This is a genomic window from Kitasatospora sp. NPDC057738, from assembly GCF_042798815.1.
Classification (GTDB): domain Bacteria; phylum Actinomycetota; class Actinomycetes; order Streptomycetales; family Streptomycetaceae; genus Kitasatospora; species Kitasatospora lactacystinica.
In genome coordinates this window covers 100,962-112,919 of record NZ_JBHVJT010000019.1, presented here as the reverse complement: position 1 = coordinate 112,919, position 11,958 = coordinate 100,962, and the positions used below count along the sequence as shown (strand labels likewise).

11 protein-coding genes are annotated in these 11,958 nt (G+C 70.0%); 7 read left to right on the top strand and 4 right to left on the bottom strand.

What is annotated here, in order from left to right; translation table 11 throughout:
* Positions 1-216 precede the first annotated feature (216 nt).
* Complete coding sequence (gene pepN, locus ACFVGO_RS13410; protein ID WP_380631819.1) at positions 217-2,751, top strand: aminopeptidase N; 2,535 nt, start codon at positions 217-219, stop codon at positions 2,749-2,751.
* Between the two features lie 382 nt (positions 2,752-3,133).
* Here pepN and ACFVGO_RS13405 read toward each other — a convergent pair whose 3' ends face one another.
* Entirely contained in the window at positions 3,134-4,360 is a 1,227-nt protein-coding gene (locus tag ACFVGO_RS13405; RefSeq protein WP_359910802.1) for an RNA-guided endonuclease TnpB family protein, read from the bottom strand.
* A gap of 24 nt (positions 4,361-4,384) precedes the next feature.
* Between ACFVGO_RS13405 and tnpA the strand changes: the two genes are divergently transcribed.
* Entirely contained in the window at positions 4,385-4,813 is a 429-nt protein-coding gene (tnpA, locus tag ACFVGO_RS13400) for an IS200/IS605 family transposase (RefSeq protein ID WP_380631817.1), read from the top strand.
* Between the two features lie 95 nt (positions 4,814-4,908).
* Here tnpA and ACFVGO_RS13395 read toward each other — a convergent pair whose 3' ends face one another.
* A complete protein-coding gene (locus ACFVGO_RS13395; RefSeq protein WP_380356043.1) occupies positions 4,909-5,334 on the bottom strand; it encodes a hypothetical protein in 426 nt (141 codons plus the stop codon).
* A 232-nt stretch (positions 5,335-5,566) separates the two neighbouring features.
* Here ACFVGO_RS13395 and ACFVGO_RS13390 point away from each other — a divergent pair, with 232 nt between their 5' ends.
* The 5 genes from ACFVGO_RS13390 to ACFVGO_RS13370 all read left to right on the top strand — a co-directional run bounded on the left by ACFVGO_RS13390 (position 5,567) and on the right by ACFVGO_RS13370 (position 9,293).
* Positions 5,567-6,205 (top strand): hypothetical protein, encoded by a 639-nt coding sequence (locus ACFVGO_RS13390; RefSeq protein WP_380356040.1) that lies wholly within the window; start codon positions 5,567-5,569, stop codon positions 6,203-6,205.
* A 297-nt stretch (positions 6,206-6,502) separates the two neighbouring features.
* The gene (locus tag ACFVGO_RS13385) at positions 6,503-7,627 is read left to right on the top strand and encodes a WD40 repeat domain-containing protein (protein WP_359910741.1); all 1,125 of its coding nucleotides are present in this window, start codon (positions 6,503-6,505) and stop codon (positions 7,625-7,627) included.
* A gap of 255 nt (positions 7,628-7,882) precedes the next feature.
* Complete coding sequence (locus ACFVGO_RS13380; RefSeq protein WP_359910744.1) at positions 7,883-8,329, top strand: peptidase inhibitor family I36 protein; 447 nt, start codon at positions 7,883-7,885, stop codon at positions 8,327-8,329.
* Between the two features lie 56 nt (positions 8,330-8,385).
* On the top strand, positions 8,386-8,826 hold the full coding sequence (locus ACFVGO_RS13375) for a peptidase inhibitor family I36 protein (RefSeq protein ID WP_380631814.1): 441 nt from the start codon (positions 8,386-8,388) through the stop codon (positions 8,824-8,826).
* 32 nt (positions 8,827-8,858) lie between these two features.
* Positions 8,859-9,293 (top strand): peptidase inhibitor family I36 protein, encoded by a 435-nt coding sequence (locus tag ACFVGO_RS13370; RefSeq protein ID WP_380356031.1) that lies wholly within the window; start codon positions 8,859-8,861, stop codon positions 9,291-9,293.
* A gap of 105 nt (positions 9,294-9,398) precedes the next feature.
* Here the strand turns inward: ACFVGO_RS13370 and ACFVGO_RS13365 are convergent, their stop codons facing one another.
* Positions 9,399-10,127, bottom strand: a complete 729-nt coding sequence (locus ACFVGO_RS13365) for a heparin lyase I family protein (RefSeq protein WP_359910753.1) — start codon at positions 10,125-10,127, stop codon at positions 9,399-9,401.
* A gap of 152 nt (positions 10,128-10,279) precedes the next feature.
* Entirely contained in the window at positions 10,280-11,674 is a 1,395-nt protein-coding gene (locus ACFVGO_RS13360) for a solute carrier family 23 protein (RefSeq protein ID WP_359910756.1), read from the bottom strand.
* Positions 11,675-11,958 lie beyond the last annotated feature (284 nt).

The following is an 11,958-nucleotide window of genomic DNA, read 5'->3' as shown; positions in this document are numbered from 1 at the left end:
TCCTCACCACCCCACAGCACGCTACACCACCCCCCCCCCACCCCTCGCCCCTGTACCCCCCCCCAACCCCCCCCCCCACCCCCCCCCCTCCCTCTTTCCCCCCTGCGTTTGGGTGGGGGGCTCATCCCCCACGCCGGCACCGCCCCCACCCCCGCCGGCCCGCCCGGAGCCGAAAACCGGTGCCGTCCGCCCGCCCGATGGAGCAGCATGACCCCTGTGTCTGATACCTCCATCCTCACCCGCACCGAGGCCGCCGAGCGCCACCGCCTGCTCGACGTCCGCACCGTCCGCCTCGACCTCGACCTGACCCGCGGCCGGGAGGTGTTCGGCTCCACCACGGTCATCCGCTTCGCCTGCACCACCCCGGGCGCCGCCACCTACGTGGACGTCAAACCGGCCGCACTCCACCGGGTGCTGCTGAACGGCCGCGAACTGGACGTCACCGCCCTGCGGGACGGGCGCTTCCCGCTCACCGACCTGGCGGCCGACAACGAACTCACCGTCGAAGCCGACATGGCCTACTCGCACACCGGCGAGGGCATGCACCGCTTCACCGACCCCGCCGACGGCGAGGACTACGCCTACACCCAGTCCTTCCTCGACGACGGCCCCCGGGTGTTCGCCTCCTTCGACCAGCCCGACCTCAAGGCGCGGTACACGGTGTCCGTCACCGCGCCGCAGCAGTGGACCGTGGTCGGCAACAGCCTGGGCCGCCAGAGCTCGCCCGGCCGCTGGGAGTTCGACCCCACCCCGGCGATCAGCAGCTACCTCCTCGCCGTCGTCGCCGGCCCGCTGCACTCGGTGCGCGCCGAGCACGACGGGATCCCGCTCGGCCTGCACTGCCGCCGCTCGCTCGCCGCCCACCTGGACGCCGACGCCGACGAACTGCTGGAGATCACCCGGCAGGGCTTCGACCACTACCACCGGGTCTTCCGGCACCGCTACCCCTTCGACAGCTACGACCAGTGCTTCGTCCCGGAGTTCAACGCCGGCGCGATGGAGAACCCGGGCTGCGTCACGCTGCGCGACGAGTACGTCTTCCGCTCCGCCGTGACCGACACCAGGCGCGAGGAACGCGCCATGGTGGTGATCCACGAGATGGCGCACATGTGGTTCGGCGACCTGGTCACCATGAAGTGGTGGGACGACCTGTGGCTGAACGAGTCCTTCGCCGAGTACATGGCCTACAGCGTCACCGCCGCCTCCACCCGCTTCACCGGCGCCTGGACCGGCTTCGCCGCCGACCGCAAGCCCTGGGGCTACGACGCCGACCAGCGCCCCTCCACCCACCCGGTGGCCCCCGAAACGGTCGAGGACACCTCCCAGGCACTGCAGAACTTCGACGGCATCTCCTACGCCAAGGGCGCCGCCGCCCTGCGCCAACTCGTCGCCTGGCTCGGCGAGGAGACCTTCCTGGCCGGGGTCAACGACTACTTCGACGCGCACGCCTTCGGCAACGCCACCCTCGACGACCTGCTCCGGGCCCTGGCCGCCGCCAGCGGCCGCGACGTCCACGCCTGGGCCGACCGCTGGCTGCGCACCAGCGGCGTCGACACCCTGCGGGTGACCGACGGCCGCATCGAGCACACCTCCGCCGACGGCGCGCTGCGCCCGCACCAGCTGACCGCGGGCCACTACCGGCGCACCGCCGACGGCGCCCTGGAACTCGCCGAGCGCGTGCCGCTCGACCTGCCCGGCGACCTGCCCGGCCACCTGCTGGGCGACCTGCCCGGCGACGGCGCCGTGCCGCTGGACCCGCCGGCCGACGGCACCGAGCTGACCCTGCTCAACGACACCGACCTCAGCTACGTCAAGATCCGCCTCGACCCCGCCTCCTGGCGGACCGCGCGCTCCTCCCTCGGCGCCGTGCCCGAGGAACTCGCCCGGGCGGTGCTCTGGGGCGCCGCCCGCGACCAGGTGCGCGACGGGGAACTCGCACCCGGCGAGTACCTGCGGCTGGTCGCCGACCACCTGCCCGGCGAGACCTCGGTGCACCTGGTGGACGCGGTGCTCTCCTTCGCCCGCGACTTCGTGGCGGACTGCGCCGTGCCGCCCGCCGAACGGCCGGCCGCGCTGGCCGAACTGGCCCGGGTCTGCCGCACCCTGCTGCGGCGCACCGAGGGCGAGCCGGACCGCACCGGCCTGCGCCTGGTCGCCGTACGCGGCGTGATCGCCACCGCCGCCGACGAGAACGGGGCCGCCGAACTGCGCGACTGGCTGGCCGCCGGCACGGTGCCCGGCGGGCCGGAGCTCGACCCCGACCTGCGCTGGCAGCTGCTGGCGCGGCTGTGCGTGCTCGGCGCGGCGGGCGAACCCGAGATCGCCGCCGAACTCGCCGCCGACCCCAGCGACACCAGCGAGCAGGGCGCCGCCCGCTGCCGCGCCGCCCTGCCCGACCAGGCCGCGAAGGAGGCCGCCTGGCAGGCGCTGTTCCACGGCGAGCTCTCCAACTACCTGGCCGCCGCCACCGCCAAGGGACTGTGGCAGCCCGAGCAGGCCGAACTGCTCGACGACCTGACCACGCGCTACTTCAAGGAACTGGGCCCGGCCGCCGCCCGCCGCGGCCCCGCCCTGGCCCGGGTGCTCACCACGGCGGCCTTCCCCGCCTTCGCCGCCACCGACCGGACCGTACGGGCGGCCGAGGCCTGCCTCGCCGACCCGGACCTCACCGTGGCGACCCGGCGCGGCCTGGTCGACCAACTGGACACCCTGCGCCGCGCCGCCCGGGCCCGCGCACTGACCGGGCAGTAGAGCCCGCCAACCGGGCGGTCACCAGCCCCGCCCGTGACTGCCCCACCACCCGCAAGAACCCGCAGGCCCGGACCGCCACAACGTGCGGTCCGGGCCTGCGGGTTCTTCCGGTCAGGGCTGCTGCCGCTTCCGGTTCCCGTCGCCCTGCTGCCGCCACGACGGCTCACCGAGGACCGGTGCCGGTCGCCGTGCGTGTGCAGTCCTCACGAATGCCGTACCGGGCCGAATGGCTCCGTCCGCATCGGCAGCACGCCGTAGTCCGTCAACTCGATCGGGTTCGAGAACTCCTGTCCGCTGTTCGGCCCGGTCATGTCCTCTCCGCGCAGGTACCGGCAGAACCATTCCGCGAATGTCAGGTCGTAGCGTTGACATCCTCTCCGCCCTAAAGGACGGAGATTCCCGCCTGCCTGCCGGTGGTCACCGGCCGGGGCTTCGAGTGGGTTCCTGTTTCTTCGCGCTGCGCCGGGACGAGTCCCGGTCTTACCCGCGCTCCGCAGGCTGATACCGCCAGTCCGGCGGCCTTGGCGACGTTGACCGCCGCGTTGATGTCCCGGTCCAGAACGGTCCCGCAGGCTCCACATGTCCACTCGCGGACGTTGAGGGGCTTGGGGCCGTCCTGGACGCCGCAGGCCGAGCAGACCTGAGACGTGGGCTCGAACCGTCCGATGCGGTGGAACACGCGCCCGTACAGAGCGGCCTTGTACTCCAGCATCGCGGTGAAGGCCGACCATCCGGCGTCGTGTACGGACTTGGCCATGCGAGTGCGGGCGAGGCCCTTGACCGCAAGGTCTTCCACTGCAACCGCTTGGTTCTCGCGGATCAGCTTGGTGGAGAGCTGGTGGTGGAACTCGCGTCGCGCATCGGCGGTCCGTGCGTGGGTGCGGGCAACCTTGATCTGGGCCTTCGCCCGGTTCGCTGATCCCTTCGCCTTCCGGCTCAGGTTCCGCTGCGCCTTCTTGAGCCTCTTCTCCGCCCGGCGAAGGAAGCGCGGGCTTTCGATCTTCGTGCCGTCGGACAGGATCGCGAAGTGGGTCAGGCCCAGGTCGATGCCGACCACGCCGTCCGTATCCGGCAGCGTCTCGGGGTCGGTCTCGACCACGAACGAGGCGAAGTAGCGGCCTGCACTGTCCTTGACCACGGTCACCGTGGACGGGGTCAAAGGCAGGGAACGGGACCACTTCACGGCCACGTCGCCGACCTTGGGAAGCCGGAGCTTTCCCCCGGTTGTGATCTTCCACCCGGCGTTCGCGGTGAAGCGGATCGCCTGACGGGTGTCCCTCTTGGACTTGAAGCGGGGCGCGCCCATGCGCGGGCGCTTGCCCTTGAGGCCGTCGAAGAAGTTCCGGTAGGCGGTGTCCAGGTCCCGGAGGGACTGCTGCAACACGACCGATGAAACCTCGGCGAGCCATGCCCGCTCGGGGGTCTTCTTCGCGGCGGTGAGCTGCTTGGACAGCTCACCCGACGCAACGAACGGCAGCCCGGCGGCGCGGGCGGTCTCACGGACGCGGAGCGCGTCGTTGAAGACAACCCGAGCACACCCGAACGCCCTCGCCAACTCCATGCGCTGACCGGCGCTCGGGTACACGCGGAAGCTGTACCGAAGCTGCATGTCAATCACCATACCCTTTGGTTTATGTCACCACGATGGAACCCCAATCCCGATGTCCGCACCGGGCGTCACGTCGTCTACAACCTGCATGTCCACTTGGTTTTTGTCACGAAGTACCGACGCAAGGCAATGACCGACGCCATGCTGACGCGATGCGAAGAGATCATGCGGGAGGTATGCGCCGACTTCGAGGCCGAGCTGAGGCAGTTCAACGGCGAGGACGACCACGTGCACCTCCTGGTGCACTATCCGCCGAAGGTCCAGCTCTCCAAGCTGGTCAACTCCCTCAAGGGCGTCTCGGCCCGGCTGCTGCGCAAGGAGTACGACACGCACGTGCGCCGGTACCTGTGGGGCGGACACTTCTGGTCCGGCTCCTACTTCGCCGGGAGCTGCGGCGGCGCACCGCTGACCGTGGTCAAGCAGTACATCGAGAACCAGAAGCGGCCCGTCTGATCGTTACCCCGAGGCGCAGCGAACTCCGGCGCTCCGCGCCTCCGGGCCAAGGATGGCCTTCACCCCCGCCCTGAAGGGCGGAGCACTGGCCAAGATCAGAGGTAGAACTCGTCGTCGTGGCCGACGTAGACCACGATGCACCAGCCGTACCCGGTGCCGGTGCGCAGCAGGAACACCGCTTCCCCGTGCGCGGTCGGCGTGATGGGGATCAGGCCGTCCGGCGCGCCGAACCCCAGGGGTGCGGGGAATCCGGGGAAGTTCTCGTCCGTGAACTCGCAGTCCTGGTAGGCGACCACGGTCTCCCGTATGTACGTGCCCAGGTCCCACCCCTGCGCGGCTGGGCCCCTCAGCGAGATCGACCGGCCGATCTCGATCGGCGCGTAGTGCTCGGCCAGGGTCTTGAAGTCTCCCGGCAGTTCCACGCCCAGCTCGGCTTCCAGCCCGTGCCAGCACTCCGCCGGCACACCGGGCCCACTGGGCGGCCCGATGATCCCGCGTATGTCTTCCAGAAAACCAATCACGGGTGGGCTCCTGTCAACTCGGGGCAGTTCGCGGTCCCCTCGGTGGTTCCACCCGTGGGGCTCTGCATGATCACACAGTGCTCGGACACTTCGGTTTCGAGCGGGAATGCCGGCCGCTGGACCATTCGGGCGATGCGCCCCTCCTTGTCCCCCGGCGGCGGGTTTGGGGTGTTCGGGGTGCCGGAATCCTGCACTCCAGGATCCGGCTCTCCGTACGAAGGGAATCGATGCCATGAAGAGCATCACGCAGAGGGTGCTGCTGCTCTCCGCAGCCACCGCCACCGCCGCCGCAATCAGCGTTGTTCCGGTACCCCTCGCCCAGGCCCGCACCGAACTGGTCACCGCCCCTCAGCTCGGCGTCCAGTTCAACCCCGATGGCGACCCCGGCCAGTGCGGTGGAAGAACGGGCGAACAGTGGAAGGACGACTTCGGCGTGACCGAGGCGATCCGCTTCGACACCGACTCCCGCCCCGGCGGCTGTCTGCTCGCATTCGGTATCTACGATCCGGACGATCGACTGGCAGGTTCGTCCGTCACCTACACCTTCAAGGTCACCCCCGGCGGTGATCCCGCCCAGTGCGGAAACCCGGGCACCCACCAGGTGCCGATCCGGACGACCCGGACCTTCGGCCCCAGCATCCGGATCGACACCGACAACCGGCCGGGCGGATGCGATCTCACGTTCGCCCTGTCGAGTTCCACCATGAAGATGGGAATCAACTTCTACTCGGACGGCGACCCCGCCCAGTGCGGGAACGCCGGCCCGGACTACGGCATCTTCAGCTCCGTGGACAACTTCAGCTCACCCACCATCCGCATCGACACCGACGACCGGCCCGGCGGCTGCGGGCTCAAGCTCCGGCTGGAGTAGCTTCCGGCCTCAGGAGGACATCTCATCGCCTTCGCCGGGGTCGCGGCAGCCCCCGTCCGCACCCGCGGGCTCCCCGAAATGAGATGTCCTCCACGAGGGCCACAGGTCGGGCTCCAGCGCCCGGCCGATGCACTCGTCGGCGTCGGGGCCTCTCCCGGCAGGACGGCGGCCGGGAACTCGGTCGTGCCGTCGGGCGCAGTTCGGCTGCAGGTGTCTCCCCCGGGCACTAGGGTCGCCTGAGTGTCAGGGAATTACCGGCACTTGACGTCTCATCAGATTCACCGAAAGGGGGCGGGGGTGGCGACGGTCAATGCGGGCCTTCCGCGCGGGTTGCACATCGTGGTGTTCCGGATCCTGCGGATACGCCTGCTGTTGGTCGTCATCGTCGCGCTGGCTCTGTTCCGGGTGCTCTCGGTGGTCCAGGCGCTCATCGCCGCCCTGGCGGTCGCGGTGGTTCTGATCGCCGCGAGGAAGGCGGTGCTGAAGGCGCTCGCCCCGAGGTTCAGTGCCGTGTGCCAGGTCCGGGTGGGCGACCGGCCCTTGCTGGCCTTCGCGGGCTCCCAGCGGGTGATCAGGGTCGGCGACCCGGACACGGGGGACCTGGTCGTCTTCCTGAAGGGGCACGGAGGGTGGGTGAACGCCCTGTGCGAGGTGGAGGTCGGCGGCCGGCCCCTGCTGGCCTCCGGTGGGGACGACCGGACGGTACGGCTCTGGGAGCCGGGCACGGGCAGGCAGGTGTCCGTCCTCAAGGGGTCGCGGGCCGCCGTGCGCGGGGTCTGCCAGGTGCGGGTGGGCGACGGAGTGCTGCTGGCCGCCGGCGGGGACGACGAGGCGCTCCGGCTGTGGGAACCGGGCACGGGCGAGCCGGTCCGGGTCATCTCGCCCGGCGCCGGCGGGGTCATGGCGGTGTGCGCGGTCCGCTCCGAGGGCAGGGACCTGCTCGCCTCCGCCCACGGGGACCGGACGGTACGGCTGTGGGAGCCGGGCACGGGCGAGCAGGTGCGGGTGCTGACGGGCCACGACGGCTGGCCGACGGCCCTGTGCCAGATACGGGCCGCGGACGAGGTCCTGCTCGCTTCGGCCGGCATCGACGAGAAGGTGCGACTGTGGAACCCGGGCACCGGGGAGCAACTCCACGTCATGGAGGACGACTTCGGCTGGCTGCACGCCCTGTGCCAGATCGAGGTGGGGGAGCGGTACCTGCTGGCCTCCGGCGGCGACGGGCCGGGCGTGAAGCTCTGGGACCCGACCACGGGAGAGCGGGTGGGCACGGTGGGCGGCGCCCAGCACTTCCTGGGGCCGTTCGGCTGCGGCTGGGTGCGCGCCCTGTGCCAGATCCAGGTCGACGGCGAGCCGCGGATCGCCACCGGCGGATACGACAAGCGGGTGGAGACCTGGCGCCTCACAGGACAGAACACCTAGGGCGCACCCACCGGCCCCCCGAGGGGCCGGGCCCGCCCCCGCGTTTCTCCCCCCGCCGACCCATGGCCGTGCGGGGGATACCTATGCCGGTGGACGCCGGTGGACGCCGGTGGGTCGACTTAGGTCGACGACGCCGGCTTCACATGCAGTCGGATGACTGATGCCTCCGCTGGGCCCTCGCCGCCACAGTGGTGTTGCTCCGCGAGCGGAACGCCGGAGCGCCCCCTGGGCAGTTGAAGAGCAGCAGAGGAGATCATGATGAACCTGCGGAAGACGGCGATGAGGCTCGGCGTGGGTGTCGCCACGGTGGCCGGGGTGCTCGCCGCCACGACGACGAGTGCGAGTGCCGACATCCTCACCTCGATCGAGACCGGCCCCGGCAAGTGCCCCGCCAACTGGGTGTGCCTGTGGAGCGAGAACAACTACATCGTGGGCAACCCGAAGGGCGGGATCGACTACGGGGCGGTGGGCGCGAACCAGAACATCGCGGACCTGGCGCAGTTCAAGTTCGAGAGCAAGCTCTGGCGCTGGAAGGGGATGACGGACGAGGCCTCCTCGGTCGTGAACAACACCGGGAGCAGCATCTGCTTCTACGAGCACACCAACTACGGCGGCCTGGAGTTCAGGATCGGCCCCTGGGAGAAGTGGGCCTCGGTCCCGTCGTGGATCAACGACAGGATCAGCTCCTTCAAGTTCTGCTGACCCCTGCGTTCCCCCTTCCCCTTCCCCCTTCCCCTCTTCGACCTGAACGGATCGTCATGAAGCTTTCCAGGAACCTGGCCAAGCTCGGCCTGAGCGCCGCCGCCGCCGTCGGTTTGATCGTGACCGGGGCGACCTCCGCGAGCGCCACCAATGTCTACGACATCGGCCACGGGGCCGGGTCGTGCCCCAGCGGCTACGTCTGCCTGTGGTCGGAGGCCAACTTCATCAACGGCACGACCGTCAACGACAACAAGTTCGGCTCCTTCGCGTCCAACCAGAACACCGGCGACATGGGCAAGCTCCAGAAGCGCGACTCCGGTGGGGACAAGGGGATGCAGGACATCACCTCGTCGGTGCTGAACAACACCGGGAGCAGCATCTGCTTCTACGAGAACAACTGGTACACCGGCCTGGAGTTCAAGATCGGCCCCGGGGAGCACTGGCCCTACATCCCGTCGTGGATCAACGACAGGATCAGCTCCTTCAAGTACTGCTGACCTCCTCCTTTCCTCGACCTGAACGGATCGTCATGAAGATTTCCCGGAAGATGACCAGGCTCGGCCTGTGTGCCGCCGCCGCCGTCGGGCTGGTCGTGACCGTCGCGGGCTCCGCCAGCGCCAACACGATCCTCGGCATCGGGCAGGGCGCCGGAGCGTGTCCCACCAACTACGTCTGCCTGTGGTCCGAGGGCGGTTTCGTCGCCAACACCGGTGCCACCGGCAAGTTCGGTTCGATCGCCTCGGACCAGAACATCAGCGACATGGGCAAGCTGGAGCGGAAGAGCGGCCTGTGGACGGGGATGCAGGACACCACCTCGTCGGTGCTGAACAACACCGGGAGCAGCATCTGCTTCTACGAGAACAACAACTACACCGGCCTGGAGTTCAGGATCGGCCCCCGGGAGCAGTGGCCCTCGGTCCCGTCGTGGATCAACGACAGGATCAGTTCCTTCAAGTACTGCTGACCCGTCGCAGGGCCCGAAGTCCCCGACCGGTTCTCGCATGTGCCTGACGCGCGGGCCCGGACCGCATCCACTGCGGTCCGGGCCCGCGGTCTGTCCCTCAAGGTCCTACGAGCCGGCGGTGGCCGCCTCCAGGGTCGTGGCCATCACCGGGCTGGTGAAGGTGTTCGTCGCGTCGCCCGTGGAGGGGTGGTACGAGCCCCACTTGAGGTAGTTCCGGTCGCCGTCCCAGGTGGTGCCCTTGAACGTGCCCGACCCCGTCGTGAACGTCTGCTTCACGCCGTCGAACCAGAAGTCGATGGTGCCGTCCGTGCGGCCCAGGCGGATCTTCAGCGCGTAGGAGTGCCACGTGTTGTTGGCCGTCTGCGCGGTCCACAGGGAGTGCGACACGTGGGCGGTGTCCCACTCCTGCAGGCGCACGCGCCCGTTCACGATGTCGATCTCGATCGGGTGGTTGGCCGTGTCGGTGCTCGGCGAGCACTTCAGCTGGAACACGTACCGGCTGTTGGTGTCCTGGATGTCCACCTTGGACGACCAGCCCAGGTAGAAGGTGTCGCCCTCCTTCAGGTCCGGGCTGAGCGTCTCGCAGCGCTCCTCCCCGCCGGCCTGGAAGGCGCGCCACACGTTGCCCTTGGCGGAGTCCTTCACCACCCCGAAGTTGCCGGCCGCGCACTGGACCGCCTTGAACGAGGACGGGCCCGTGCTGGTGCTCGGGGTCCACAGGACCTTGCCCGCGGCGGCGGAGCTGCTCGCGGAGGCCTGGCCGCAGGTGATCGCGAACGTGGCGAGGGCGACGGCCGCGGCGGCGGCCTTGCGGCGGTGGGTCAGAAGGGACATGCCTCTCCCGGGGGGATGAGTGGCGGACACGGGCGAGCAGTGATTCGACCACCGCCCGGCCCGCCCGGCCAGACGAACGGCCGACGGAAGATCCTTTTCGGACACTTCCGCCGGCCGCCCTGTCGACCTGAACCCGGCCCCGCTCCCGTCCGTTACGGAGTGCGCGGCTCCTCGGCGCCCTGGTCGTACGAGGAGGTGCCCTCGTCCAGCAGCGGCTCCTGCGTCTTGAGGTGCGCCGGGGCCAGCGCCCGCAGCACGTGGTAGCCGGTGATGACGACCAGCGTGCCGAGCGCGATGCCGCTGAGGCTGAAGGTGTCGGTGAACTTCAGCGTCACGTTGCCGATGCCGATGATGATGCCCGCCGCGGCCGGCACCAGGTTGAGCGGATTGCGCAGGTCCACCTGGGACTTGGTCCAGATCTGCGCGCCCAGCAGCCCGATCATGCCGTACAGGATCACGGTGATCCCGCCGAGCACCCCGCCCGGGATCGCGGCCACGATCGCGCCGAACTTCGGGCACAGGCCGAACAGCAGCGCGAAGCCGGCCGCCGCCCAGTACGCCGCCGTCGAGTAGACCCGGGTGGCGGCCATGACGCCGATGTTCTCCGAGTACGTGGTGTTCGGCGGGCCGCCGACCGCGGTGGAGAGCATGGAGCCGACGCCGTCCGCGGAGATCGCGGTGCCCAGCTTGTCGTCCAGGTTGGAGCCCGTCATCTCGCCGACGGCCTTGACGTGCCCGGCGTTCTCCGCGACCAGCGCGATCACCACGGGCAGCGCGACCAGGATCGCCGACCACTGGAAGGACGGGCCGTGGAAGGTCGGCAGGCCGACCCAGTCCGCCTTGCCGACGCCCGACAGGTCCAGGCGCCAGTGGTCGGTCATGTGCCCGCCGCCGTCCACCGAGTGGATCTTCCCGAAGACCCGGTCGAACAGCCAGGAGATCCCGTAGCCGAACAGCAGCCCCAGGAAGATCGCCACCCGCGACCAGAAGCCGCGCAGGCACACCACGGCCAGGCCGGTGAACAGCATCACCAGCAGCGCCGTCCACTGGTCCTGCGGCCAGTACACCGAGGCGGTCACCGGGGCGAGGTTGAAGCCGATCAGCATGACCACCGCGCCGGTGACGATCGGCGGCATCGCGGCGTGGATGATGCGCGCCCCGAACCGCTGGACCGCCACGCCCACCAGGAACAGCGCCACGCCCACCACGAACACCGCGCCGGTCACCGTCGCGCTGGTGCCGCCCTGCGCCCGGATCACCGCGGCCACGCCCACGAAGGACAGCGAGCAGCCCAGGTAGCTGGGCACCCGGCCCTTGGTGGCCAGCAGGAAGATCACGGTCGACACGCCGGACATCATGATCGCGAGGTTGGGGTCGAGCCCCATCAGCACGGGCGCCACGAAACTCGCCCCGAACATCGCCACCACGTGCTGGGCGCCGAGGCCTGCCGTGCGGGGCCAGGAGAGCCGTTCGTCGGGACGGACCACCGCCCCCGGTGCGGGCGTGCGCCCGTCACCGTGCAGCTTCCAGCGCACGCCGAGATCCATGGTGAGGTATCGCTTTCTCTGTACTTCCGGGGAACTGTCCGCACCATTCTCGTGGCCGCCGGATGTCCCGGCGATCACACGGACCCGCGTGAGCTGCGGATACGTGTGACGAGGCCCGACGGGCCCGGTGCTGTCGGGGATCTTACGGCCACCGCCCGCGCACCGCGGATCCGGCCGCACGCCACAGGATCCGGCTACGGGCCGGATGCCCGTTCGCGGAGTGTCACCCGTGCGGGTGCATCACCGCGTCGCCGCCGCTCGGACGGGCCGGCCGGCCTGAAGAC